Below are 24,899 nucleotides of genomic sequence, written 5' to 3'. Positions count from 1 at the left end.
CACCTCGCCGACGAGCTCGGGGTCGAGCGCGGACGTCACCTCGTCGAGCAGGAGCAGCTCGGGCCCGTTGACGAGGGCGCGCGCGATCGCGGCGCGCTGCTGCTCGCCGCCCGAGAGCTGGTCGGGGTACGCGGTCACCTTGTGCCCCAGGCCGACCCGGCCGAGCATCTCGACGGCCGCCCCCTCCGCCTCGGCACGCGAGCGCCGGTGCACGAGGCGCGGCGCGAGCGTCACGTTGTCGAGCACGGTGAGGTGCGGGAAGAGGTTGTACGCCTGGAAGACCATGCCCATGCGGGCTCGGACCCGGTTGGCGTCGAGGCGCGGGTCGGCGACGTCCTCGCCGTCGAGCAGGATCTGCCCGTCGTCGACCTCGTCGAGGAGGTTGACCACGCGCAGGAGCGTGGACTTGCCTGAACCCGACGATCCCACGAGCACGACGCACCGGTGCGCGTCGACGTCGAGGTCGATGCCGTCGAGCACGACGCGCCGCCCGCCCGGAGCGCCCGCCGCCGGATAGGTCTTGCGCACGCCGCGCAGCGAGAGCAGGTGGTCCGCGCCCGCGTCCTGCGGGCTCGCGCCGGAGGGCAGGACGACCCCGCTCATCGGATGTCCCCCGCCCCGCTCACGGTCGCGAGCGACCGGCCCCAGCCGCGGCGCGCCTGGTACGCGTCGACCGCGCGCGTCAGCGGGAAGGACACGAGGAAGAACAGGATCCCCGCGACGACGTACGGCGTGAAGTTGTAGCTGCCCGTCGTCGCGATCTGCGCCGCGCGGATCGCGTCGACCGCACCGAGCACGGAGATGAGGCCCGAGTCCTTCTGCAGCGAGACGAGGTTGTTCGCGAGCGGCGCCGTGACGTTGCGCACCGCCTGCGGCAGCACGACGCGGCGCGTCGTCTGGGCGCGCGTCAGGCCGAGTGAGCGCGCGGCGGCGACCTGCGAGGGGTGCACCGACTCGATGCCCGCGCGGAACACCTCCGCGAGGTACGCGGTGTAGGTGAGCACGATCGCGAGCGCCCCGAGGAACGCACCCGACGTCGGCAGCCACTCCAGGCGCAGCGCGGGCAGCCCGAAGCCGACGAGCAGCAGCACGAGCAGCAGCGGGACCCCGCGGAACAGGTCCACGTACCCGATCGCGAACGCGCGCAGCGGGAACAGCGCCGGGACGCGGCTCGTGCGCGCGACGGCGAGCCCCAGGCCGAGGAGCGTGCCGACGACGCCCGCGACGACCCACACGCGCAGGTTGAGCCACAGCCCCTCGAGGATCGCGGGCAGCGACTCCCACGCCATCGCGGGGTCGAAGAACGCGGTCCGCGCGCGCTCCCAGCCGGGCGCGTTGACCACGACGAGCACGACCGCCGTCACGACGAGCACCGTGCTGACGAGCGCGACGAGCAGCGAGCGACGACGCTGCGCGCGCCGGAACGCCGCCCGGTCGAGCGCGAGCGGCGACGGCGTCCACGCGTCCACGGGGACGCGGGGGTCCGTGCCGCGCCCGCGGGGGCGGTCGTCGGGCGCCGCCCCCGCGGGCCGGTCGTCGGGCACGGTCACGGCCGTCAGTCGAGGACGGGGATGTCGTCCGACTTGAGCCACGTCGTGCGCAGCTCCGCGAGCGTGCCGTCGGCCTCGAGGTCGTCGACCGCCTGCGAGACGCAGTCGGTGAGCTCCGACCCGAGGTCGAGCACGAGCCCGTACTGCTCGACGACGCCCTCGTCCGGCAGCGTGCCGATGACCACGGAGTCCGGGAAGTACTCGGTCGACGCGGCGACGCCCTGGTCGACGTCCATGACCATCGCGTCGATCGTGCCCGACTGCAGGGCCTGCATGCCGTCGCCCGCGGCGTTGTACGGCGAGATGTCCGCGTCCTCGCCCCACGCGGCCTCGGCGAGCGTGAGGCTCGTCTGCGCGGCGGTGACGCCGATGCGCGCGCCGTCGAGCTCGGCGAGCGTCGTCGCGCCCGCGTACGGGCCGTCCTCCATGACGATGACGCCCTGGCGCGTGGTGAGGTAGGGGCTCGAGAAGTCGACGGCCTGCTTGCGCTCGTCGGTGATCGAGGTCTGGTACGCGGCGACGTCGAACGGCTTCACGGCCGGGCTGATGATCTGCTCGAACGTCACCGTCTCCCACACGACGTCCTCGGGCGCGTAGCCGAGGCGGTCCGCGACCGCGTAGATCAGCGCCGACTCGAAGCCCTCGCCCGAGTCGTGCTCGCCGACGTACCACGGCGAGTACGCCTCGCCCGCGCCCACGGTGAGCACGCCGTCGGTCAGCGTGGGCAGCGCGCCGGGCTCGCACTGCGCGGCGTCGCCCGACGACGGGCCGCCGGTCGGGTCGGCCGCGTCGCCGGAGCCGGTGCCGCCGGACGAGCAGGCCGCGAGCGCGAGGGCGGACACCGCCGTGACGGCGGCGAGGACGGCGGGACGGGGACGCAGACGGCGCATGGTGACCTTCCGGGTGTCGGGCGCCCCGGGGAAGGTGGGCGCCAGCCACTGACGATAACGCCGGTCGTGTCCGCGGTACTCCCCGCGCCTGCCCGCGACGACGTGGGTCGTGTCACAGCACGGACGCGGACGACGCCGTGCCCGGCCCCGACGCGCGGTCGGGCCCGGGCACGGAAGCGTCCGTGAGGAGGCTCAGGACTCCTCGACGTCGGCGAAGACCGCCCTCGCTCCCCCGGTCGCGAGCTCGAACGCGCGCGGGAAGAACGCCTGCATCTCGGGCGTGCCCACGGCCGCGCTCGCCGCGTCGTAGTCGGGGAAGTACAGGTCGATCATGCGGTACGCCGGGGTCGGGCTGCCGTCCTCCTTCGGCCAGACCTTCGACGCCTCCCGGTGCACGACCCCCGGGACCTTGCGGGCGCGGTCGAGCAGGTCGGGGTAGGCGGCCTCGAACGCCTCCGGGTCGACCGGGTTGTCGAAGATGATCGTGATCTTGGTCGTCATGCGGGGCTCCTTCGTGCGGGTGAACGGGTCGTGCAGGACCGCACGACCCCCGGCGTGCCTCGTCCGCCGTGGTCGCGGACGGAGGGAGGCCGGTGCTCGCCACCGTCCCGCGCACGGCTCCCCCGTCGCATCCGGGTGCTCCCCAGTGAGGTCCCCGGTGCGGGGTACGCGCAGGGTTCCGCGGGCCCGGCCGGGCCGGAAGTCCGCCGTGGGTGCCTGTGTAGCCTGAGGAGGTGATCCGAGGGCGCGGCGCCGAGCAGGAGCGGCTCGAGCGGTTGCTGGGCGACGTGCGCGAGGGGCGGAGCCGGGCCCTGGTCGTCGCCGGCGAGGCGGGCGTCGGGAAGTCCGCCCTCCTGGAGCACGTGGCCGACGCCGCGTCCGGGTGCCGCGTGGTCCGCGCGACGGGCGTCCAGGCGGAGGCCGAGCTGGCGTTCGCGACGCTGCACCAGCTGTGCGCACCCCTGCTCGGCCACCTGGACGCCCTCCCGGGCCCGCAGTCGGACGCGCTGCGCACGGCCTTCGGGCTGCAGGACGGCCCCGCCCCAGACCGCTTCCTGCTCGGGCTCGCGGTGCTCGGGCTGCTCGCGGAGGCGGCGTCCGAGGGGCCCCTCGTGTGCCTCGTCGACGACGCGCAGTGGCTCGACCACGCGTCGGCCCAGGTCCTCGGGTTCGTCGCGCGCCGTCTGGCGACGGAGTCGGTCGCCCTCGTGTTCGGCCGCCGCGGCGCCGAGCCCGACCCGACGCTCGCGGGAATCCCCGAGATGGCGGTCGGCGGGCTCCCGGCCGCCGACGCGCAGGCGCTGCTCGACTCGGTCGTCCGCGGGCCGCTCGACCCGCGGGTGCGGGACCGGATCGTCGCCGAGACACGCGGGAACCCGCTGGCGATCCTCGAGCTGCCGCGCGGGCTCACGCACGCGCAGCTGGCCGCCGGCCTGGGCGCGGACCACCCGGGTGGCCTGACCGCCCGGATCGAGGACAGCTTCCGGCGCCGGCTCGACCGGCTGTCCCCCGGCCAGCGCCGCCTCGCGCTCGTGGCGGCCACCGAACCCCTCGGTGACGCCGCCCTGCTGTGGCGCGCGGCCGAGGTGCTCCGCGTGTCCCCCGACGCCGCCGACCCCGCGGCGCTCTCGGACCTGCTCCGCTGGACGACGACCCGGGTGTCGTTCCGCCACCCCCTCGCCCGCTCGGCCGTCTACCGCTCGGCCGGGGTGGAGGAGCGTCGCGAGGTCCACCACGCGCTCGCCACGGTGACCGACCCGGCGGTCGACGCCGACCGCCGGGCGTGGCACCTGGCGCAGGCGACCGCGGGCCCCGACGAGGACGTGGCCGCAGAGCTCGAGCGGTCGGCCGCCCACGCCCAGGCCCGGGGCGGGTACGCCGCCGCGGCCGCGTTCCTCGACCGCGCCACCGTCCTCACGCCCGACCCGGCCGCCCGGGCGTCCCGCGCGCTCGCCGCGGCCGAGGCCCACGACCTCGCCGGCGACCCGGACGAGGCGCTCCGCCTCCTCGCCGCCACGCAGGCCGCGCCGCTGACCGGCGCCCAGGCGGCCCGCGTCGACCTCCTGCGCGCCGAGATCGTCCACGCCCGCAGCCGCGGGGACGACGCCCCGCCCCTGCTCCTGCACGCCGCCCGCCGGCTCGAGCCGTTCGACGTGCCGCTCGCACGGGACACCTACCTCGAGGCGCTCGCCGCCGCCCAGTTCGCCGGTCGAGCCGTCGCGGGCGGAGTCCTGGGCGTCGCGGAGGCAGCCCGGCGGGCGCCGTCCCCCGCCGGTCCACCGCGCGCCCGGGACCTCCTCCTCGACGCCATGACCCTCCTCGCGACCGACGGCTACCCGGCCGCGGCGCCGCGCCTGGCGCGTGCGCTCGAGGAGTTCCGGGCGACCACCACCGACGAGGACGCCCTCCGCTGGGACTGGCTCGCGTGCCGCGTCGCGTCCCTGCTGTGGGACCACGAGGCGTGGACGGAGCTCGCCGACCGCACCGTCCGGCTCGCGCGCGGCACCGGCGCGCTGCGCGCCCTGCCGGTGGGGCTCGCCTTCCAGCTCGCGCCCCGGGTCCTGGCCGGCGAGCTCGACGCCGTCGCGTCGCTGAGCGAGGAGATGGACGCCGCCGCCGACGCGACGGGCGTGGTCCACCTCCCGTACGGGTCGATGCTGCAGGCGGCGTGGCGCGGGCGCGAGGCCGAGGCGACGGCGACGATCGAGTCCTTCGTCGAGGCGTCCCGGGCGCGGGGCGAGGGGATGGTCCTGATCGCCGGCCACACGGCGCGAGCGATCCTCTACAACGGGCTCGGGCGGCACGACCTGGCGCTCGCGGCGGGCGAGCGGGCGTCGGCGAACGAGGACGCCCTCGCCTGGTACAACTGGGCCCTCGTCGAGCTCGTCGAGGCGGCGGTCCGCTGCCGCGAGCACGATCGCGCCCGCGACGGCCTGGAGCGGCTCGCGGAGCGGACCGCCGCGTCCGGCACCGACTGGGCCCTCGGCGTCGAGGCCCGCTCGCGCGCGCTCGTGGCCGGCGACGACGCCGAGACGCACCACCGCGAGGCGATCTCCCGCCTGCGCCGCACGCCGGTGCGCGTGGACCTGGCGCGCGCCCACCTCCTCTACGGAGAGTGGCTGCGGCGCGCGCGCCGGCGACTCGACGCGCGCCACGAGCTCCGGACCGCCTACGACCTGTTCTGCTCGATGGGCCTCGAGGCGTTCGCCGAGCGGGCGCGCCAGGAGCTGGAAGCCACCGGGGAGACCGCACGCCGCCGCGCGGTCGACGCGCGCACCGAGCTCACGAAGCGCGAGGCGCAGATCGTCCGGCTGGCCCGCGACGGCCTCTCCAACCCCGAGATCGGCACCCGGCTGTTCCTCAGCCCCCGCACGGTCGAGTACCACCTGCACAAGGTCTTCGCGAAGCTCGGCATCGCGTCGCGCACCGAGCTCGCGCGCGCCTTGGACCGCTCCTCCACGCCGTAGGGCGACGGCGGCCCCGCACCCCGGCCGACGGCGACCCTCCGCGTCCCCCGAGCAGGGCGCCCCGGCGTGCCCGGCGCCGGTGCCCGGCACGCCGGGGGTGCGTCGTGCCGGGGTGCTGACCGGGCACCTCACGGATTCGACCGGGACCCGACGCGAGCGAACGTCTCCTGTACGAACCGGCGCCACGGACCGCCCGTCCAGCGCCACGGAAGGGAGACCACCATGACCACCGCGACCCTGCGCGCGACGACGGCCCCGCGCCGTCGCCCGTCCGCCCCGGTCCCGACCACGACCGGACTCGTGAGGGCAGCATGACGACGACCACCACGATCCCCACGACCTTCGGCGCGGCCCTGCGCCGCCTGTACCTCACCCGCTTCGTCGTCGCCCTCGTCTGGGCGGCCCTGGTCCTCACCACCGCGACCGCGGCCGGGCCGTGGCTGACGACCCTGCTCGTCGTCTACCCGCTGGTCGACGCCGCCGCCGTGCTGTGGCAGGTGCGCGTCACCCCGGGCACCGCGCGGTCCACGGTCGCGGAACGGGTGAACGTCGTGGTCAGCGTCGCCGTCGCCGTCGCGCTCGGCGTCGCGTCGACCCAGTCCCTCGGCGCAGCCCTCGCCGTCTGGGGCGTCTGGGCGATCGGCGCGGGCGTCCCGCAGCTCGTCGCCGCCGTCCGCAACCGCCGCACGGGCGGGCAGGTCGCCCAGATGCTCAGCGGCGGCCTCTCGGTCGTCGTGGGCGGCGCGTTCCTCGCCCAGGGCCTCCAGGGCGCGGAGACGATCGCCGGGACCGCCGGCTACGCGGCCCTCGGCGGGATCTTCTTCCTCGTCTCCGCCCTCCGGCTCGGCCGCGTCCTGCGGGAGAAGGAGTCATGAGCGTCATGGACACCACGACCTACGACTACGACCTGGTCGTCGTCGGTGCCGGACCCGTCGGCGAGAACGTCGCCGACTACGCGACCCGGCGCGGGCTGCGCGCGGCCGTCGTCGAGTCCGAGCTCGTCGGGGGCGAGTGCTCGTACTGGGCCTGCATGCCGTCCAAGGCGCTGCTGCGCAGCGGGCACGCCCTGCGGGCCGCCCGCCGGGTGGCGGGCGCCCGCGAGGCGGTCACCGGCAGTCTCGACGCCGCCGCGGTGCTCGCCCGGCGCACGTCGTTCACGGACGGGTGGGCGGACGACGGCCAGGCCGCCTGGCTCGCGTCCGCGGGCATCGACCTCGTCCGCGGACGCGGCCGGGTCGTCGGGCCACGCGCCGTGCAGGTCGGCGAGCGGGTGCTCACGGCTGCGGCGGTGGCGCTCGCCACCGGCTCCGTGCCGGTGGTCCCGCCGGTCCCCGGCCTGGCGGACGCCGCCCCGTGGGGCACCCGGGACGCCACGTCCGCGGACCACGTGCCGCCGCGCCTCGTCGTCCTCGGCGGGGGCGTGGCCGGCGTCGAGCTCGCCCAGGCGTACGCCTCGCTCGGCTCGCGCGTGACCCTCCTGTCCGTCTCCGGGCTGCTGGACCGCGAGGAGCCCGTCGCGGGCGAGCACGTCGCCACCGCCCTCGCGGCGGACGGCGTCGACGTGCGCCTCCACGTCACGCCGACGCGCGTCGACCGCCGGGCCGACGGCGTCGTGACCGTCACGCTCGACGACGGCCGCGTGGTCGAGGGCGAGGAGATCCTCGTGACGACCGGGCGCCGCCCGAGCACCGACGACCTCGGCCTCGACACGGTGGGGCTCTCCGGTCCGCTCCGGGTCGGCGAGACCCTGCGCGTCGAGGGCACCGACTGGCTGTACGCCGTCGGGGACGTCAACGGGCGGGCGCTGCTCACCCACCAGGGAAAGTACCAGGCGCGCGCCGCCGGGGAGGCGATCGCCGCGCGGCTGCGCGGGACGCCCCTCGACGACGGCCCGTGGGGCGCGCACGCCGCGACCGCGGACCACGCCGCGGTGCCCCGCGTCGTGTTCACCGATCCTGCCGTCGCGAGCGTGGGGCTCACCGAGGCCCACGCGCGCGAGAGCGGGCTCGCCGTCCGCACGGTCGAGCACGACCTCGGCTCCGTCGCCGGCGCCGCGCTGGAGGCCGACGACTACACGGGCCGCGCCGTGCTCGTCGTCGACACCGACCGCCAGGTCGTCGTCGGCGCGACCTTCGTCGGCCAGGACGTCGCGGAGCTCCTGCACGCGGCGACCGTCGCGATCGTCGGGGAGGTCCCCGTCGACCGGCTCTGGCACGCCGTCCCCGCCTACCCCACGATCAGCGAGATCTGGCTCCGCCTGCTCGAGAGCTACGGCCGGCCGAGCTGACGACCGCCTGCCGGCAGGCAGGACGGCACCACAGAGCACCGCGCTCGGCGCCGCCGCGGGGCATGAGCCCCGGGACGGCCGCCGGGAGCGGCGACCACCGCAACACCAACCCCTCGGAGGAGTTGTCATGCGTCTGCGTCTTCGTATCCCCGCAGCCCTCGCCAGCGCGCTCACCGTGCTCGGCGTCATCAGCCCTACCCTCACGGCCTCGGCCGTCGGGGGTCCCCCGACCCCGCAGCCGAAGCCGACCGTCGTCCTCGTCCACGGAGCGTGGGCCGACTCCTCGAGCTGGTCGCCCGTGATCGAGCGGCTGCGCAAGGACGGGTACCCCGTCCAGGCCCTCGCGAACCCGCTCCAGGGCCTGACCGGCGACTCCGCGTACGTCTCCAGCTACCTGTCCACCATCGACGGCCCCGTCGTGCTCGTGGGCCACTCCTACGGCGGTGCCGTGATCACGAACGCCGCCGCGTCAAACCCGGACGTCAAGGCGCTGGTCTACGTCGCCGCGTTCATCCCCACCGCCGGCGAGACCGTGGGCGACCTGGCCGCCAAGACCTCCCCCGCGATCCCGCTCGTCTCGACCCCCGTACCGGACGGCGTCGAGGTGGCGATCGACCCGGCCCGGTTCCGGGAGTTCTTCGCGAACGACGTGGACAAGGAGACGGCCGCCGACCTGGCCGTGGTCCAGCGACCCGCCAACACGCGCGCGGTGACCGACGCCAGCGTCGGTGAGGCGTTCCGCACGATCCCGTCGTGGAGCCTCGTCACGCGCAAGGACCACGCGATCGACCCGGAGGTGCAGCGCTGGATGTCCGAGCGGGCCGGCGCGTACACGGAGGAGGTCAACGGCTCGCACGCCGTCATGGTCAGCCACCCGGTCGCGGTCGCGCGCCTGATCGAGGACGCCGCCCGCAGCACCCGGTGACGAGCGACCCCGCTGCCCCACCGGCCGGAACGACAAAGGCCCGGACCACGTTTCCGTGGTCCGGGCCTTCGTGATGTCCTGCGACATCTTTCGTAGCGGGGGCAGGATTTGAACCTGCGACCTCTGGGTTATGAGCCCAGCGAGCTACCGAGCTGCTCCACCCCGCGTCGATGATCACTACTCTACGGGACGTTCCGGACCAGGCCAAATCGGGTGAGCGAGACGTGGATCACTCCAGCACCTCGACCCCGAACGCGAACGTGCGCACGGCCCCGGGCTCGAGCCGCACGTCTGCCGCGCAGTCGGGGCGGTTGAAGGCGTCGGTGAGCGTCTCGACCGGCTCGACGGCCACCGCCGCGCGCGCCCGCCGCCCCAGGCCGTCCCCCGTGTAGACGTGCACGAGGCCGCGGTCCTGCCAGAGCGCGAGGCCCTGCCCCGTCGCCGGGTCGCGCACGAGCGTGCGGGCCCGGCCGTCGGCGTCCGGGCGCAGGCCCCCGAACGCGTGGTCGAGGCGCACGCCCGCGAGGGGCAGCGGGCCGACGCCGTCGATCTCCTCCAGGGCGGACGGGCCGGCGAGCGGGAGCAGGCCGGCGTCGGTCACCACGGCGCGGCGGGCGGGCACGGTGAGCTCGAGGCCGTCGACGCTCGCGTGCCCCGGCACGCGCAGGTACGGGTGCCACCCGAGCGCGACCGGCGCCGCCGTCGGGCCGACGTTGCGTGCGCGGAGCACGACGTCGAGCGACGCGGCCCCGAGCACGTAGTCCACCTCGAGCTCGAGCGCGAACGGGTAGCCCGCGTGCGCGTCCGCCGCGACGGCGGCGCGCAGCGTGACGGCGACGGGCGTGGCCCCGGCGTCCGGGGGCCCGGCGGGTCGCGCCGAGCGGGGGCCGGGCTCGACGACCGCCCAGTCGAGCGTGCGCGCGAACCCGTGCATGGTCACCGGCTCCCACGGCAGCACCGGGGCCACCTCGTGCCGGACCCCGTCGAAGGTGTAGGCGCCGCCCGCGAGACGGTTGACGAACGGCGCCATGAGCGCCGAGCGCGCGGCGTCGTGCGTCGCGACCTCCACCTCGTCGGTGTACCCGTCGACGAGGTCCTCGACCCGCACGGTCCCGTCCGCGCCGCGCCACGGTGCGCGCCACGCGAGCACCGCGGCGCCGCGCAGCGCGACCACGAGCTCGGCGCCGGAGGGGTGGCGCAGGCGCGCCGCGGGGACGGCGGGGGTCACGTCGCTCGCCGCGTCGCCCGCCGCGCTGAAAGCGTTGCTGCAAACCGTTGCAGAGGTCACGAGGAGCGATCCTCCCGTCCGCCGGAGGAAATGACAAACCCGCCGCACGACGGACGGGCGGGGACACCCGTCGGTGTCCCCGCCCGTCCGTGGCGGTACGTCGCGCGCGCGACCGTCCGTCAGCCGCCCGACGACTCGGTGTCGAGCCGCTGCTCGGCGGCGAGCGCCGCCTCGAGCGCCTGCCGCAGGCGGTCCTGCGCCTCGCCGTACGCCGCGAAGTCGCCCTCCGCGAGCGCCGCCTCGCCCGCCTCGATGGCCTGCTGCGCCTGGCGCAGCGCCTGGTCGAGCTCGGCGCGAGCGCCGCCGTCGACCGTGCCGCCGTCCGCCGGCGGCGCCGGCTGCTCGGCGTCCGGCTCGCCCGCGTCCGGGTCGGTCGTGCCGGGGTCGGTCGTGCCGGGGTCGGCCGTCTCGCCGTCAGCCGGCTGGTCCGGGACCTCGGTCTCGACCCCGCCGTCCGCGTCGCCCGCGTTCGCGCCCGAGTCGCCGCCGAACACCTGGTCCAGCGCCTCGTCGAGCGTGTCCGCGAAGCCGATCTCGTCGCCGAACGACACGAGCACCTTGCGCAGCAGCGGGAACCGCGTGCCCTCCGTCGACTGCACGTAGACCGGCTGGACGTACAGGAGGCCGCCGCCCACCGGAAGGGTGAGGAGGTTGCCGTTGATGACCGTGGAGTCACCACGGCGCAGCGCGAGCAGACCGTCCGCCGCGGTCGGGTCGGTGTTGAAGTTGTTCTGCACCTGACCCGGGCCGGGCACGGTCGCGTTGCGCGGCAGCTCGAGGAGGCGCAGCGTCCCGTAGTCCTCGGAACGCACGCCCGCCTCGCTGCCCGGCTCCGCGTCCACCGCGAGGAAGCCCGTGAGGATGTTGCGGTCGGAACCGCCGCCCGGGATGTACGTCGACATGAGCGAGAACGTCGGGGCGTCCTGGCTCGGCATCTGCAGCGTGAGGTAGTACGGCGGCTGCAGCGGCTTGACCTGGCCGCTCGCCGTCGGGTCCTCCGGGCTGCGCCAGAAGTCCTGGCCCGAGAAGAACTCGTTCGCGTCGTCCACGTGGTAGCTCGCGAGCAGCGTGCGCTGCACCTTGAACAGGTCCTCGGGGTAGCGCAGGTGGCTCATGAGGTCGCCGGAGATCTCCGACATCGGCTGCACCGTGCTCGGGAAGACCTTCGTCCACGCCTGCAGGAGCGGGTCCTCGGCGTCCCACGCGTACAGGTCGACCGACCCGTCGTACGCGTCGACGGTCGCCTTGACCGAGTTGCGGATGTAGTTGATCTGCTGGGGCGCGAGCGCCTCGACCGAGTTCGCCGCGACGAGCGAGTCGGCCGTCGTCTCGTCCAGGGACTCCGACGTCGAGTACGGGTACGCGTTCGACGTCGTGTAGCCGTCGACGATCCACTTCACGCGGCCGTCCACGACCGCGGGGTACACGCGGCCGTCGAGCGTGAGGTACGGCGCGACCTTCGCGACGCGGTCGCGCGGGCTGCGGTCGTAGAGGATCTGCGAGTCCTCCGTGACGCGGTCGGAGAACAGGATCTGCTCGGACCCGAACTTCAGCGCGTACAGCACCTTGTTGAGGAACGTGCCGACGCTCGGGCCCGCCGCGATCTCCTGCGTGGGGAACGTGTTGTTGACCTGGCCGCCCTCGTCGTCGACCGGGTAGTCGAGCTCCCACGGTTCGCGACCCTCGGGCGCGCCCACGATCGAGTACTGCGGCGCCTCGGGCGAGAAGTAGATCCGCGGCTCGTAGCCGCCGGCGTCGGTGAACGCGCCCGTCGACGGGATCGAGCCCTCGTAGAACGCGGGCCGGCCGTCCGGGCCGATCTGGTTGCCGTACGCCGCGACGACGCCGAAGCCGTGGGTGTAGACCGTGTGGTCGTTGACCCAGTTGCGCTGGTCAGCGCCGAGGCCGCCCTGGTTGAGCTCCCGGACCGCGATGACGGTGTCGCGGCTCTCGTCGTCGATCGTGTAGCGGTCCACCGACAGCGACGGCGAGAACTGGTAGTACTGCTTGTTCTGCTGGAGCTGGCTGAACGACGGGCTGACGATCTCCGGGTCGAGCAGGCGGATCGACGCGGTGGTGTCGGCGTCCTCGCGCAGCGCGCCCGCCTCGGCCTCGGTCTTCGCGTTGTACTGCTCGGTCTGGACGTCGTCGATGCCGTAGGCGGCCTTGGTCGCGTCGATGTTGCGCTGGATGTACTCCTCCTCGAAGTCCTGCGCGTTCGGCGTGACCTGGAACCGCTGCACGACGCTCGGGTAGATCCCGCCGATGGCGATGGCGGAGACGACCATGAGGCCGACGCCGATCGCGGGCAGGCGCCAGTTGCCGCGGACCGCGGTGACGACGAAGAGCGCGGCGACGAACAGCGCGACGACCGTGAGGATCGCCTTCGAGGGGATGACCGCGTGCACGTCGGCGTAGGACGCGCCGTCGAACTTCGCGCCGCCCGACGTGAGGATCGAGTAGCGGTCGAGCCAGTAGTTCGCCGCGATGAGCACGAGGAGCAGCGCGGCGATCACGGAGAGCTGCACGCGCGCGGCCGTCGTCGTGCGCGGCCCGGCGTCCGCCCCGCCGCCGATGCGCAGACCGCCGTACAGGTAGTGCGTCGCGACGGCGGCGATGCCCGAGATGATGACGACCGCCATGAGGAAGCTCACGACGAACCGCAGCAGCGGCAGCGTGAAGACGTAGAACGACAGGTCGATGCCCCACTGCGGGTCCGTCGTGCCGAACGGCACCGCGTTGAGCGCGAGGAGGACCGTCTGCCACTGCGACGCCGCCGCGGCGCCCGCGAAGAAGCCGACGAGCGCCGGCGCGACGACCATGACGACCTTGCGCAGCGGCTCGATCGCCTCGCGGTACTGGTCGAGCGTCGCCTGCTCGGGCGTCGAGGGCGCGTAGATCGGCCGGGACCGGTACGCGAGCGAGAACGACAGGAAGACGAGCCCGCCCATGACGAGGAAGCCCGCGACGAACAGGGCGATACGCGCGCCCCACTGCGTCCACAGGACGTTCGCGAAGTCGAGCTGCTGGAACCACAGCACCTCGGTCCAGAACTGGGCGAGCAGGAGCAGGAGGACGACGAGGGCGCCGACGACGGCGATCGCGATGCCGATCGGGCTCCGGCGCCGGGCGGGCCGGCCCCCGGGGGACGGCCGGCGGGGCGCTGCGGCGAATGACACGGTGGGTATTCCTCTTCGGGTCGTGGCTCGGGCGTGCACCGGGGTCAACGCCCGGTCCTCCCCCAAGGTTCCCACGGCCCGCGGCTCCGTGGGGGCTCTCCCGACGCATGAGGGACGATGGGGGCATGCCCCAGCCTGACGACGCCGCGCCCACGCCTGCCTCCGCGTCCGGACCCGACCCCGTCGCTCCGGGCGGCCCGACGCCCCGCCACGCGCTCGCGCTCGCGGTCCACGAGGTCGAGGCGCACGCCGCGGACGCCGGGTGGGACGGACCGCCGCGCCTCTTCGCGCTCGTCGTGACGGCCGGCGCGCTCGCGGCGGACCCGACGCTCGCGGACCGGCTCCCGTCCGACGTCGTCGCCGCGGCCGGCGCGGACCCGCACCACCTGCTCTCGATCGAGCAGGAGGGCTTCGCCGTGGACGGCGACCTCGAGGACGGGCTCGCGCGCGTCGCGTGGCCGCCGACCGTCGACGGCGCCGCGCTCGTCGTCGAGCGCATCGTCCTGCCGCCGGCCGCCGAGGAGGACGTCCCCGAGGACCCCGACGCCGCGCTCGACTACCTCGCGTCCCACCCCGACCGCCAGGACGTGCGCCTCGCGGTCGGCGTGCTGCGCGACGGCTCGTCGTGGTGCGCCGTGCGGTCCCGGGCGCACGACGCGGCGACGGACGTCGCCGGCGGGCCCGACCTCGTCCCCGGCCTCGTCACGGCGCTGCGCGCCACGCTCGAGGACTGACCGACCCCCGCCCGGGGGCAGCGACGGCGCGCCCGGCGCGCGCCCCGACGTCAGTCCCGCGCCTCGCACGTGGGGAGGGAGTCGCCGTTCCCCGCGCCGATCGCGGTCATCGCGGCGCGCGCGTCCGCGAGCGTCGAGACGGCCGCGACGTGCAGGCCGTCCGGCACGTTGCCCACGACCTCGGGGCAGTTGGCCTGCGGCGCGAGGAACCACGTCGCGCCGTCGCGCAGCGCGCCGTACAGCTTCTGCTGGATCCCGCCGATCGGGCCCACGTCGCCCTCGACGCTCATGGTGCCCGTGCCCGCGATGACGACGCCGTTCGCCTCGTCCTCGGGCGTGAGCTGGTCGACGATGCCGAGCGCGAACATCGTGCCCGCGCTCGGGCCGCCGATGTCCTCGATCTGGATCGCGACGTCGACCGGGAAGTCGAACGCCGGGTCGATGTACACGCCGAGCAGCGCGGTGTCGCCGCCGTCCGTCGTCGTCACCGTGAGGTCGGTGGCCGTGCCGTCGCGCAGGACGCCGAGCGTCACGTCGTCGCCCGGGTCGACCGCGGCGAGCCCGTCGATGAGGTCCTGGTACGTCGGGACGGGCGAGCCGTCGAGCGCGACGATGACGTCCCCGGGCTCGACGACGCCGTCGGACCCGCTGCCGGGGACGGCCGCCTCGACGGTGAGCGTGGCCGGCACCTCGTAGCCGAGCTCGGTGAGCGCGGCGACCGTGGCGTTCTCCTGGGAGGAGATCATCTCGGCCTGTCCCTGCTGCTCGGTCTCCTCCTTGGTGCGGCCCGTCGGGAAGACCTCCTCGACGGGACGCACGCTGCGCGACCGGTCGAACCAGCCCTGCACGACCTGCCCGACGTTCACCGGGTAGCCCGGGCCCCCCGCGACGGAGACCGTCGTCAGGAGCAGCTCGCCCGTGGAGTCGAACGTCTCGGCGCCCGTGATCGAGATGAGGGGCGTCCCGTCCTGCTCCCCGAGCGTGTCCTCCGTGGGCCCCGGGGAGCGCACCGCGTACGGCGCGGGAAGCACGGCGAGACCCGCGACGAGCAGCGTCGTCGCGAGCAGGGAGATGCCGAACGTCAGGGACCGCCGGGTCACGGGGGGCGGCACGTGCTCGTCCTCGGCGAGGAGGGCGTCGAAGGAGGGGGCGTCGCTCACCGGGACATCATCCCCGAGGTTGCTGGGATCTCCCTGCGGGCGCCCGCGCCCGGGGCACGCGTCGCACCCTCCGCGACGCCGTCAGGGGCGCCGCGAGCGCGCCTGGCGCCACACGGCCGCGGTCCCGAGGACGGCGACCGCGGCGCCCGCGGCCCCGATCGCGGCCGCGTCCCGACCCCCGAACCGACGTCCGCCGACGCCCACGCGGCCGCGTACCTCCGCGAGGAGCACCTCGAGCGCGGCCGCGCCCGACCACGCCGGCGACCACCCGGCGTCGTGCAGGCGCCGGGCCGAGACCGACCACGGGTGCACGACGAACGCGAGGTCGTTCGCCGGGGACGGCAGGACGCCCACGCGGTGCAGGCGCTCGGCGGCGCCGAACGCCGTGGCGGGCGGGAGCTGGACCGTGCGCATCCCGGCCGCCGCGGCCACGGTCTCCGAGTCGAGCGCGTCGGGCTCGCCGTCGCGCAGCGGCCCGGCGGTCAGGCCCCCGACGAGCCCGCGGTCGAGCGCGACGCGCACCGCGGACACCACGTCCTCGACGTGCACGAGCTGCCACGTGCGCCCTCCGCCGCGCACCGTGAGGAGCCGCGGCGCCTCGAAGTGCCGCGTGAGCACGGTGTCCACGCCCGGGCCCACGACGACGGCGGGCCGCACCACCGCGAGCGGCACCGCGCCGAGCGCCTCGCCGAGCGCGTCCTCGAACGCGACGAGGTCGCCCGCGAAGCCGGGACCCTCGTCGCGCACGACCGGGTCGTCGTCGTCGATCACGTCGCGGCCCGGGGTGGCCCCGTGCACGGCGGCGGACGTCACGGCGACCACGTGCTCGATCCCCGCCGCGACCGCGGCCTCCCCGGCGCGGCGGCCGAGGAGCGCGAGGCGCGCCCGCTGCTCGGCGTCGGTCCGCGCGGTCGGGGCGCCGAACTCGCCCGCGGGCGCGACGACGACCAGCCGGCGCGCGCCGTCCGGCCAGCCGCCGGGGTCGACGGGCGAGGCCTCGGGCGCGCCGAGCCCCGCGCGGACCGCGTCTGCGACCTGGCCGACGCCGACGACCACGGGCGGGTCGTCCTGCGCACCACCCGAGACCGCCTCGGGCACGGCGCCGTCCGCCTCCGCCACGGGGCCGTCCCCCGCCCCGACCGGGGGCGCTCCCCCCTCGCCGGGCACGTCGCTGCGCCGTGAGCGAACCCGGCCCTCGGACATGCCTCAGCCCCCGTTCTCGGCGCTCGATCGTGGTTACGGTGATCACCGACGCTACCGTGAGGAGTCGCCATGAGCAGCCTTCCCCCCGACCGCACGCCCGGACCGGACGACGACGCGCCCTTCGACCCGCGGTTCGAGGAGCTGCTCCGCTCGATGCTCGGCCCCGACGCGGACGAGGCCCTGCGCGAGCTGCGCGCCCGCGGCCTCGACCCGCAGTCGCTCGCCGCGGGCGGCGCGGCCGACCCCCAGCTCTTCCAGCACGTGCTCGCGCAGGTCCAGCGGCTGCTGTCGACCCCGAGCGACGGCCCCGTGAACACCGACGTCTCGCACGACGTCGCGCGCCAGGTCGCGGTCGCGGAGGGCGACCCGTCCGTCACCGCAGCGCAGCAGCGCGCGGCCACCGACGCGCTGTCCGTCGCCGAGCTCTGGCTCGACGCCGTCACCGACCTCCCGCCGTCGGGCGGGAAGAGCCACGCGTGGAGCCGCTCCGAGTGGGTCGAGCACACGCTCCCCGCGTGGAACGAGCTCGTCGCGCCCGTCGCGTCGTCCGTCGCGGACGCGCTCGCGACCGTGCTGCGCGACCAGCTCCCCGAGGGCCTGGGCGACGAGCCGGGCGCCCTGCCGGGCGTCGGGTTCACGCTCCCGGGCCTCCCGGCGGGCGCGACCGGCCTGCCCGGCGGCGACCCCGCCGCGCTCATGCGGCGCCTCGGGTCCGCGGTCTTCGGCATGCAGGTCGGCCAGGCCGCGGGCACGCTCTCCCGCGAGGTCTTCGGCGCGACCGACGTCGGGCTGCCGCTGCTCGACCGCCCCGCGACGGTCCTGCTCCCCACGAACGTCGAGGCGTTCGCCGAGGGTCTCGACGCCCCCGCCGAGGAGGTGCGCCTCTTCCTCGCGCTGCGCGAGGCCGCCCACGCGCGCCTGTTCACGCACGTCTCGTGGCTGCGCGGGCACCTGCGCGGCCTCGTCGACGCCTACGCGCGCGGCATCACGATCGACCTGTCCGCCCTGGAGTCCCAGCTCGCCGACGTCGACCTCGCGGACACCGACGCCCTCCAGCGCGCGCTGTCCGGCGGCGTCTTCGGGCTCCAGAACACGCCCGAGCAGCAGGCCACGCTCCTGCGGCTGGAGACGACGCTCGCGCTCGTCGAGGGCTGGGTCGACGAGGTCACCGCGACCGCGGCGCTCCCCCACCTGCCCCACGCCGTGCCGCTGCGCGAGATGCTGCGCCGCCGTCGCGCCGCGGGCGGACCCGCCGAGCACACGTTCGCGAGCCTCGTCGGGCTCGAGCTGCGCCCGCGCCGCTCGCGCGACGCGGCCGCGCTGTGGGCGCTCATCGCCGCGCAGTCCGGCTCGGCCGCGCGCGACGGCGTCTGGGACCACCCCGACCTCCTGCCGGACGCGACCGACCTCGACGACCCCGCGGGCTACGAGGGGCGGCGCGCGGCCACGCGCGCCGAGGAGGCCGACGTCGACCGCGCGCTCGAGGAGATCTTCCGCGCCGCGGAGGGCGGGTCGGGCGACGGGCCCGAGGCCGGCGGCGCGGCGGACGAGGGCGGCGCGGCGGACGAGGGCGGCGCGGCGGGCGAGGGCGGCGCCACGCGCTGACGAGCGCGGGTCGACGGGCGGCGGCTGCTCGCCGTCAGCGCGCGCCGTGGGGAGCGTCGTCCGTGGCGTCCGCCTCGACGCGGCTCGGCTCGACGTCGGTCCCGCCCGTCTCGACGTCCGCGTCGTCGGGCTCGACCTCCGCGTCGCGCGCGAACGACACGCCCTCGAGGAAGCCGCGCGCCCGGTCCGTGCGCGGGTACGACTCGAGCAGCTTCCAGAAGCCCGGCCCGTGACCCGCGTGCAGCAGGTGCGCGAGCTCGTGCAGCAGCACGTAGTCGAGCACCCACGGCGGCATGCCGCGCACCCGGGTCGAGATGCGGATCGTCCCGTCGATGAGCGTGCACGAGCCCCAGCGCCGGTCCTGGTTGCTCGACCACCGCACGCTCGTCGGGTGGGCGCGCCCGTCGAGGTACTTCTCCGAGAGCTCGGCCGCGCGCCGTTCGAGCTCGGCGTCCGACGGCCGGCGACGGCGCTCGGAGTCGGCCAGCCGGTCGAGCATCCGCTGGACCCACTCGCGCTCCTGCGCGCGCGTGAACCGCGCGGGGATCGCGACGATCGTGCGCTCGCCGTCGCGGTAGGCGCTCACCGTGCTCTTGCGTCGGCGGCTGCGCCGAACCTCCACGATCGTCTCCCGGACCACGCTCAGACCGTAGTGGTTCTCGCCACGAAACGGCAGTGCCCCACGCCGCGCGGCGCGCTTTCCCGCGTCGTTCGGTCGAGGAAACGGCGTCCGGTGCTGTGGTCCGGGTCAAGGAAGCACAGTCGGGACGTCAACCCGGCCGCACCTGTGGACAACGCTCGGCGCCGTGGCACCCCGTGCCACGCTGGCCCGGACGGCCGCACGGTCGTCGACCGACCCCACCGCCGGAGGACCCGTGCAGCGACGACGCGTGCTGCGACCCGACGCACCGCTCCTGCGGCGCGCTCCCGGCGAGGTCCAGGTCGGGACGGACCCGCGGTGGTCCGTCCGGCTCGCGGGCCTCGACCCCGACGACGAGGCGTGGCTGCGCGAGCTCGCGTCCCCGTCCGCGCGTCGGGGCGCCGGTGCGGAGCAGGCGACGACCTCGGGGCGGCGCGCGGCGCTCGTGCGGCTGCTCGACGAGGCGCACCTCCTCGTCCCGGCGCGCCGCAAGCGCCCGGACTCGCCCGCACCGGGGAAGGGCGAGGCGGACCTGGCCGTCCTCTCGGCGCTGCGCGCGGACGGCGCGGGGCACCGCGTCCTCGCGGCGCGCTCGCGCGCGACGGTCGCGGTGGTCGGGCTCGGCCGCCTCGGCGCCGGGCTCGCCGTGCACCTCGCGACGGCCGGGGTGGGCACGCTCGTGCTCGGCGACCCCGGCGCGGTCCTCACGACCGACGTGGGCGTCGGGGCGTACCGGCTGCGCGACGTCGGGTCCCCGCGCGCGACGGCGGTGCAGCGACTGGTCGGGGAGGTCGCGCCGGGCGTCGTGACTGCGGTCGTGCCGGAGACGGGGGCTGGGACGGTGGGGTACGGGGCTCCCCCGCCGGACGTCGTCGTCGTGGTGGAGCACGGTGCGGCGGACCCGGGACGGGTCGCGCGGCTCGTGGGTGAGGGGGTGGCGCACCTGTCCGTCGTGGTGCGCGAGGCCGACGTGGTCGTCGGGCCGTTCGTGCGGCCGGGCGTCGACCCGTGCCTGACCTGCGTGGAGCTGCACCGGGCGGACGTCGACCCGTGCTGGCCGCAGCTCGCGCGACAGCTGCGGGGACGGACCCTCCCGGCAGGCGAGGAGTCGTTGCTCGCCGCGTCGGCCGCGGCGGCGGCGCTCGGTCAGGTCCTGGCAGCCCTGGACGGGCTCGTGCCCCGCGCAGCCACGGCGTGCATCGAGATCCCTGCTCCCGATGCCGTGCCGCGGCTGCGCGAGACGAGCCGCCACCCGCGGTGCGGGTGCGGCGAGCTGGCGCGCACGCCCCCGGACGGGGCGCCGCTGCCCATGTCAGGCCGCCGTCGAGGCGCCGACTGACGCCTCGGCCCGAGCGGCCTCCTGCGCCTGGCGCTCGGCCTCCCGGGCGAGCACCTCGGCCTTGCTCGGACGGCCGCGGCCGCGCTTGCGCGCGACGACGACGCCGTCCACGAAGACCTCGCCGCCCCAGACGCCCCAGGGCTCGCGGCGCTCGACCGCGCCGGCGAGGCAGCCCTCGACGAGGGGGCACGTGCGGCACAGGGCCTTGGCCTCCTCGACCTCGGCGGTGCGCTCGGCGAACCAGAGCTCCGGGTCGTTGGTGCGGCAGGGCAGCAGGCCTGCGAGGAGACGGTCGAACTCCGCGGAGTCCTTCTCGCCCAGCGGGGTGGCCAGCGGTTGGTGGGGGACCCAGGGGCCGGATCCGCCCTGGGCAGTGATGTTGTCGAGCAGCGCGGTGAGCCGCACGATGTCCTCCAGTGATGTCCTGTCGTGGGTGTGAACGTCGTCGTCACAGGACCCTGAGGACAGCGGTCCCGTCGATGCTGACGGGAGACGCCGGTGATCCTCATCGGCAGACGTGCTCGGAGAACACGAAGGCCACGGGTCCGAGACGGACTCCGCGGCCTGGAAGGTTCTGGTCGGTCAGACCAGTCGTGTCCTGGAGGCGGAGTCGGGAGCGGGGCGGGTGACGAGAATGCCGCCGCGGAGCGCGGCTGCACGCGGACGGAGTCCTCCTGGCGTGCCCGTGCACACGGACGCGTTATCCAGCAGGTTCGCCATCGCGATCTGGTTCTTCATCAGCTTTCCCACCCCCTCTCTCCGTTCGGAGCGCACCTTTCGGCGCGCCCCTCTCCAACAGGACTCGTCGACCATATGACGCACCTCGCAGGGCGCACAACTTATTTACGAGACTTTTTCTCGACGAGTTCTCGCCGGCCCCTCCGGACGCCGGGACCGGCGCACCTCAACGCTCCGCGCGGCTCACGATGTCGAGGATCGTCGCGCCGTACCGCTCGATCTTGGCGGGCCCGAGCCCGCTGATCCGGGCGAGCGCCGCGGTGCTGGTCGGCCGGGTCTCCGCGATCGCCGCGAGCGTCGTGTCCACGAGCACCGTGAACGCCGGCTTGTCCGTCTCCTCCGCGACCTGGCGGCGCCACTCGCGCAGGCTCTCGAACAGCTCCTGGTCGTACTCGCCCGTGAGCCGCACCTTCGCCTGCCCGCTGCGCGACCGGCGCGGGCCGTGCGCGCCCGGCTCGTCCGGCCACAGGCCGTCGAGGAAGCGCGTGCGACGGCGCGTGGCCCGGCCACCCGGGTTCCTCGACCGCGCGAACGAGAGCTCCAGGTGCTCGCGCGCCCGGGTGATGCCGACGTACAGGAGGCGACGCTCCTCCGCGACCGCCTCGTCGGTCTCGGCGAGCGAGATCGGCATGAGCCCCTCGCTCATGCCCGCGAGGAACACGGCGTCCCACTCGAGGCCCTTGGCCGCGTGGAGCGACGCGAGCGTCACGCCCTCCACCGTGGGCGCGTGCTGCGCGGAGGCCCGCTCGTCGAGCTCGGCGACGAACGCCGCGACCGTCGGGGCGGGGGCGTCCGACGCCGCGGCGAGCGCAGCGAGGTCGTCCGCGAGCGCGACGAGCGCCTGCGTCGACTCCCAGCGCTCGCGCGCCGCGCCGCGCGCCGCGGGCGGCTCGGGCGCCCAGCCCGCGGCGGCGAGGACGTCGCGCACCGTCTCGGGCATCGGCGCGTCCGGGTCCGCGGAGCGCGCGGCACCACGCAGCAGCACGATCGCGTCGCGCACCTCCTTGCGCTGGAAGAACCGCTCCCCACCGCGGACGAGGTAGCCGATGCCCGCGTCGGCGAGCGCGGACTCGAACGCCTCCGACTGCGCGTTCGTCCGGTAGAGGACCGCGATCTCGCTCGCCCGCGTGCCCGCCGCGAGCAGGCGCGAGATCCGCTGGGCGATCCCGGTCGCCTCGGCCTCGTCGTCGTCGTACGCCGTGAACGCGACGGGCGGTCCGGCCGGGCGCTGCGCGACGAGCTCGAGCGCCTGGTGCGCCCCGCCTGCGCGACCCGCGCGCGCGAGGAGCTGGTTCGCGAGGTTCACCACCTGCGGCGTCGAGCGGTAGTCGCGCACGAGCCGGATGACCTGGGCGTTCGGGTGGGTGCGCTGGAACGTCAGGAGGTGGTGCGGCGTCGCGCCCGTGAACGAGTAGATCGTCTGCGACGGGTCGCCCACGACGCACAGCTCGTCGCGGCCCCCGAGCCACTGGTCGAGCACGAACTGCTGGAGCGGGGAGACGTCCTGGTACTCGTCGACGACGAAGTGGCGGTACTGGCGCCGCACCTCGTCCGCGACCCCGCCCTGCGTCGCGAGCATGTCCCCCAGCATGAGGAGCACGTCCTCGAAGTCGATGACCGACCGCTCCGTCTTGACGTCCTCGTACGCCGTGATGAGACGCGCGACCGTCTGGTGGTCGTAGCCCGCGGGCGGCTCGCGGTCGATCGCCTCGCACGCGCGGACGTAGTCGTCGGCGGTGACGAGCGAGACCTTGGCCCACTCGACCTCCGACGAGAGGTCCCGCACCGCGACGCGGTCGACGCCGACGCCGAGCCGGCGGGCCGACTCCGCGATCACCGGGGCCTTGTGCTCGAGGATGCGCGGCGGCGCGCCCCCGACGACCTTGGGCCAGAAGTAGCCGAGCTGGCGCAGCGCGGCGGCGTGGAACGTGCGCGCCTGCACGCCCGTCGCGCCGAGCTCGCGCAGGCGCGTGCGCATCTCCCCCGCCGCGCGCGCCGTGAACGTCACGGCGAGCACGCTCGTCGGCACGTACACGCCGGTGCGCACCCCGTAGGCGATCCGGTGCGTGATCGCGCGCGTCTTGCCCGTCCCGGCCCCGGCCAGGACGCAGACGGGACCGCGCAGCGCGACGGCGACGTCGCGCTGGTCCGGGTCGAGCGCGTCGAGGATCTCGTCGGCGGAGCGGAGGGACGGCGGGCGTGAGACCGGTGGCGTGGACATCACCGCGATTCTCTCAGGCCTCGGTGACACGCGGGGGGCGGTGGGGACGACGCACCCGCGGGAACAGCGCGGGGGCCGCCGGTGTTACCGTCACGACCGATCGCCCGCGGCAACCGCCGCACGGACCCGCACAGGAGAGCCTCGATGCCCACCTCCCCGACCCTTCCCGACCCCGGCTCGATCGTCATGTACTCGACGAGCTGGTGCGGGTACTGCCGCCGCCTCAAGACGCAGCTCGACTCCGAAGGCATCGGCTACACCGAGGTGAACATCGAGGAGACGCCCGGCACCGCCGAGTTCGTCGAGTCGGTCAACGACGGCAACCGCACGGTGCCGACCGTCGTCTTCCCGGACGGCTCCGCCGCGACGAACCCGTCGCTCGCCGAGGTCAAGCAGCGCCTCGCCGCCTGACACACCACCGCGGGGCCGGGCCGGACGTCCGGGCCGGCCCCGCGCGCGTCCGGGGACCGTCGTGCGTCCTGGGCGACCGTCGTGCGCCCTGTGCGTTCGGGCCGGCTCCGCGCGCGTCCGGGGCGGCCGTCACGCGTCGGGCAGGCGACCGCCGAACCAGTCCTCGACGAGAGCGCGTGCGATGGACGCCCGCCCGGGCAGCAGCACGTCGCCCGCGCGCACGGCCTCGGCCAGCCCGGCGCGCGTGAACCAGCGCGCGTCGGTGAGCTCGACGCCGTCGGGGCGCAGCTCCGTCGTCAGCGCGCGCGCCGCGAACCCGAGCATGAGCGACGCCGGGAAGGGCCAGGGCTGGCTCCCGCGGTAGGCGACGTCGCCGACGACGACGCCCACCTCCTCCGCGACCTCGCGCCGTACCGCGCTCTCCAGCGACTCCCCCGGCTCGACGTAGCCCGCGAGCGTCGAGAACCGCCGCTCGGGCCAGTGGGCCGCGTGCCCGAGGAGCAGGCGCTCGTCGTCCCCCTCGCCGTGCACGACCGTCATGATGACCGCCGGGTCGGTGCGCGGGTAGAGCTCGATCCCCTGGGCCACGCAGCGGCGTGTCCAGCCGCCGTTCTCCACCGTGGTGCGGCCCCCGCAGCGCGGGCACCGGGTGTGGTTCGCGTGCCACGCCGCGAGCGCGACCGCCTCGGTCGCCAGCCCCGCGAGCGGGGCGCCGAGCCCGCCGACGAGCTCGCGCAGCCCCGACCAGTGCCGCTCGCGCGCGAGGACGGCGAACGGGTCGGACGCGTCCACGCCCTCGATGTCGACCTCCTCCGCGTCCGCGTCGTCGGGCAGCACGAGCGCGACGTACGCGGCGCCGCCCTCCTCCCCGAGGAAGAGCCAGCGCGCGTGCTCGTCGTCGGTCACCGGGTCCACCGCGGCGACGTCCGCCGGCCCGAGGAGCGCGACGCCGTCCGCCGGGGTCGGGCCCGCGAGCGCGAGGCGGCCGCGGTGCACGAGCAGGACGCGCGTCGTCGGCTGCGCGCGCAGCGTCCGCACGAGGTCCGGCTCGGCGCGGCGGTGCGCGGCGCGGTCGACGACCGCGCCGTCGAGCGGGAGGGGGAGGTCGCGCAGCGTGGTGCGCGGGAGGTCCGGGCCCGGCGGCCGGGTGCCCGCGGGCGCGGGCGCAGCGGCGGCGGGCGGGTCTGCGGCGGGCGTGCCCGACGGCGGTCGGCCTGCTGGGGTGGTCACCCCTCGACCGTAGGCCACGCCGCACGGCGTGG

20 protein-coding genes and 1 tRNA gene are annotated in these 24,899 nt (G+C 75.7%); 8 read left to right on the top strand and 13 right to left on the bottom strand.

The genetic code is table 11. The annotated features are described in order from the left end of the window. From GJV82_RS13455 to GJV82_RS13440, 4 genes are all read right to left on the bottom strand, one after another. On the bottom strand, nt 1-603 hold a 603-nt coding region (locus GJV82_RS13455; RefSeq protein ID WP_155099572.1), incomplete at its 3' end, for an amino acid ABC transporter ATP-binding protein. After that, nucleotides 600-1,550, bottom strand: a complete 951-nt coding sequence (locus tag GJV82_RS13450) for an amino acid ABC transporter permease (RefSeq protein WP_312028663.1) — start codon at nt 1,548-1,550, stop codon at nt 600-602. The genes GJV82_RS13455 and GJV82_RS13450, both read right to left, overlap by 4 nt. A gap of 5 nt (nt 1,551-1,555) precedes the next feature. Further along, nucleotides 1,556-2,440 (bottom strand): ABC transporter substrate-binding protein, encoded by an 885-nt coding sequence (locus GJV82_RS13445; RefSeq protein WP_115942190.1) that lies wholly within the window; start codon nt 2,438-2,440, stop codon nt 1,556-1,558. A gap of 192 nt (nt 2,441-2,632) precedes the next feature. Continuing rightward, nucleotides 2,633-2,941 (bottom strand): EthD family reductase, encoded by a 309-nt coding sequence (locus GJV82_RS13440; protein WP_115942189.1) that lies wholly within the window; start codon nt 2,939-2,941, stop codon nt 2,633-2,635. A gap of 233 nt (nt 2,942-3,174) precedes the next feature. Here GJV82_RS13440 and GJV82_RS20785 point away from each other — a divergent pair, with 233 nt between their 5' ends. From GJV82_RS20785 to GJV82_RS13420, 4 genes are all read left to right on the top strand, one after another. Beyond that, entirely contained in the window at nt 3,175-5,907 is a 2,733-nt protein-coding gene (locus tag GJV82_RS20785) for a helix-turn-helix transcriptional regulator (RefSeq protein ID WP_318657636.1), read from the top strand. Nucleotides 5,908-6,218: 311 nt separating this feature from the next. Continuing rightward, a complete protein-coding gene (locus GJV82_RS13430; protein WP_115942187.1) occupies nt 6,219-6,782 on the top strand; it encodes a hypothetical protein in 564 nt (187 codons plus the stop codon). Nucleotides 6,783-6,787: 5 nt separating this feature from the next. Continuing rightward, nucleotides 6,788-8,194, top strand: a complete 1,407-nt coding sequence (locus tag GJV82_RS13425) for a dihydrolipoyl dehydrogenase family protein (RefSeq protein ID WP_155099571.1) — start codon at nt 6,788-6,790, stop codon at nt 8,192-8,194. 127 nt (nt 8,195-8,321) lie between these two features. Further along, nucleotides 8,322-9,119: an alpha/beta fold hydrolase gene (locus tag GJV82_RS13420; protein ID WP_115942186.1), complete on the top strand. Its 798-nt coding sequence runs from the start codon at nt 8,322-8,324 to the stop codon at nt 9,117-9,119. Between the two features lie 93 nt (nt 9,120-9,212). Here GJV82_RS13420 and GJV82_RS13415 read toward each other — a convergent pair. The 3 genes from GJV82_RS13415 to GJV82_RS13405 all read right to left on the bottom strand — a co-directional run bounded on the left by GJV82_RS13415 (nt 9,213) and on the right by GJV82_RS13405 (nt 13,586). Beyond that, nucleotides 9,213-9,286: transfer RNA gene (locus tag GJV82_RS13415), tRNA-Met, on the bottom strand. Nucleotides 9,287-9,348: 62 nt separating this feature from the next. Beyond that, complete coding sequence (locus GJV82_RS13410) at nt 9,349-10,407, bottom strand: aldose 1-epimerase (RefSeq protein ID WP_196217250.1); 1,059 nt, start codon at nt 10,405-10,407, stop codon at nt 9,349-9,351. Nucleotides 10,408-10,526: 119 nt separating this feature from the next. Continuing rightward, complete coding sequence (locus GJV82_RS13405; RefSeq protein ID WP_318657635.1) at nt 10,527-13,586, bottom strand: UPF0182 family membrane protein; 3,060 nt, start codon at nt 13,584-13,586, stop codon at nt 10,527-10,529. A 125-nt stretch (nt 13,587-13,711) separates the two neighbouring features. Here GJV82_RS13405 and GJV82_RS13400 point away from each other — a divergent pair, with 125 nt between their 5' ends. Continuing rightward, on the top strand, nt 13,712-14,320 hold the full coding sequence (locus tag GJV82_RS13400) for a PPA1309 family protein (protein WP_155099568.1): 609 nt from the start codon (nt 13,712-13,714) through the stop codon (nt 14,318-14,320). A gap of 50 nt (nt 14,321-14,370) precedes the next feature. On the opposite strand, the gene GJV82_RS13395 is transcribed toward GJV82_RS13400, so the two are convergent. Both GJV82_RS13395 and GJV82_RS13390 read right to left on the bottom strand, forming a co-directional pair. Next, a complete protein-coding gene (locus GJV82_RS13395) occupies nt 14,371-15,480 on the bottom strand; it encodes a YlbL family protein (RefSeq protein ID WP_318657634.1) in 1,110 nt (369 codons plus the stop codon). Between the two features lie 81 nt (nt 15,481-15,561). After that, entirely contained in the window at nt 15,562-16,599 is a 1,038-nt protein-coding gene (locus GJV82_RS13390; protein ID WP_155099567.1) for a Rossmann-fold NAD(P)-binding domain-containing protein, read from the bottom strand. 153 nt (nt 16,600-16,752) lie between these two features. On the opposite strand from GJV82_RS13390, the gene GJV82_RS13385 reads away from it, so the two are divergent. Continuing rightward, a complete protein-coding gene (locus GJV82_RS13385; protein ID WP_155099566.1) occupies nt 16,753-18,288 on the top strand; it encodes a zinc-dependent metalloprotease in 1,536 nt (511 codons plus the stop codon). A 34-nt stretch (nt 18,289-18,322) separates the two neighbouring features. Here the strand turns inward: GJV82_RS13385 and GJV82_RS13380 are convergent, their stop codons facing one another. Next, nucleotides 18,323-18,928, bottom strand: coding sequence for a M48 metallopeptidase family protein (locus GJV82_RS13380; RefSeq protein WP_318255578.1), 606 nt, complete (start codon nt 18,926-18,928; stop codon nt 18,323-18,325). A 235-nt stretch (nt 18,929-19,163) separates the two neighbouring features. On the opposite strand from GJV82_RS13380, the gene GJV82_RS13375 reads away from it, so the two are divergent. Further along, nucleotides 19,164-20,267 carry a ThiF family adenylyltransferase gene (locus GJV82_RS13375; protein WP_318657633.1) on the top strand — a complete coding sequence of 368 codons (1,104 nt, stop codon included), beginning with the start codon at nt 19,164-19,166 and terminating at the stop codon, nt 20,265-20,267. On the opposite strand, the gene GJV82_RS13370 is transcribed toward GJV82_RS13375, so the two are convergent. Beyond that, nucleotides 20,241-20,672, bottom strand: a complete 432-nt coding sequence (locus tag GJV82_RS13370) for a WhiB family transcriptional regulator (protein ID WP_024840462.1) — start codon at nt 20,670-20,672, stop codon at nt 20,241-20,243. The genes GJV82_RS13375 and GJV82_RS13370 overlap by 27 nt on opposite strands. A 499-nt stretch (nt 20,673-21,171) precedes the next feature. Then, the gene (locus GJV82_RS13365; protein ID WP_024840461.1) at nt 21,172-23,226 is read right to left on the bottom strand and encodes an ATP-dependent helicase; all 2,055 of its coding nucleotides are present in this window, start codon (nt 23,224-23,226) and stop codon (nt 21,172-21,174) included. 144 nt (nt 23,227-23,370) lie between these two features. Here GJV82_RS13365 and GJV82_RS13360 point away from each other — a divergent pair, with 144 nt between their 5' ends. Beyond that, on the top strand, nt 23,371-23,637 hold the full coding sequence (locus tag GJV82_RS13360; RefSeq protein ID WP_024840460.1) for a mycoredoxin: 267 nt from the start codon (nt 23,371-23,373) through the stop codon (nt 23,635-23,637). Nucleotides 23,638-23,766: 129 nt separating this feature from the next. On the opposite strand, the gene nudC is transcribed toward GJV82_RS13360, so the two are convergent. Continuing rightward, complete coding sequence (gene nudC, locus GJV82_RS13355) at nt 23,767-24,867, bottom strand: NAD(+) diphosphatase (protein ID WP_318657632.1); 1,101 nt, start codon at nt 24,865-24,867, stop codon at nt 23,767-23,769. Nucleotides 24,868-24,899: the final 32 nt, after the last annotated feature.

It is taken from the genome of Cellulosimicrobium composti (assembly GCF_009711085.1).
GTDB lineage: Bacteria > Actinomycetota > Actinomycetes > Actinomycetales > Cellulomonadaceae > Cellulosimicrobium > Cellulosimicrobium composti.
This window is presented reverse-complemented; position numbering and strand designations above follow the sequence as displayed.

Excerpts from the sequence above, each read along its gene's own strand:
- GJV82_RS13445 (WP_115942190.1), bottom strand. The coding sequence starts at position 2,440 with ATGCGCCGTCTGCGTCCCCGTCCCGCCGTCCTCGCCGCCGTCACGGCG.
- GJV82_RS13440 (WP_115942189.1), bottom strand. The coding sequence starts at position 2,941 with ATGACGACCAAGATCACGATCATCTTCGACAACCCGGTCGACCCGGAG.
- GJV82_RS13430 (WP_115942187.1), top strand. The coding sequence starts at position 6,219 with ATGACGACGACCACCACGATCCCCACGACCTTCGGCGCGGCCCTGCGC.
- GJV82_RS13425 (WP_155099571.1), top strand. The coding sequence starts at position 6,788 with ATGGACACCACGACCTACGACTACGACCTGGTCGTCGTCGGTGCCGGA.
- GJV82_RS13420 (WP_115942186.1), top strand. The coding sequence starts at position 8,322 with ATGCGTCTGCGTCTTCGTATCCCCGCAGCCCTCGCCAGCGCGCTCACC.
- GJV82_RS13400 (WP_155099568.1), top strand. The coding sequence starts at position 13,712 with ATGCCCCAGCCTGACGACGCCGCGCCCACGCCTGCCTCCGCGTCCGGA.
- GJV82_RS13385 (WP_155099566.1), top strand. The coding sequence starts at position 16,753 with ATGAGCAGCCTTCCCCCCGACCGCACGCCCGGACCGGACGACGACGCG.
- GJV82_RS13365 (WP_024840461.1), bottom strand. The coding sequence starts at position 23,226 with ATGTCCACGCCACCGGTCTCACGCCCGCCGTCCCTCCGCTCCGCCGAC.
- GJV82_RS13360 (WP_024840460.1), top strand. The coding sequence starts at position 23,371 with ATGCCCACCTCCCCGACCCTTCCCGACCCCGGCTCGATCGTCATGTAC.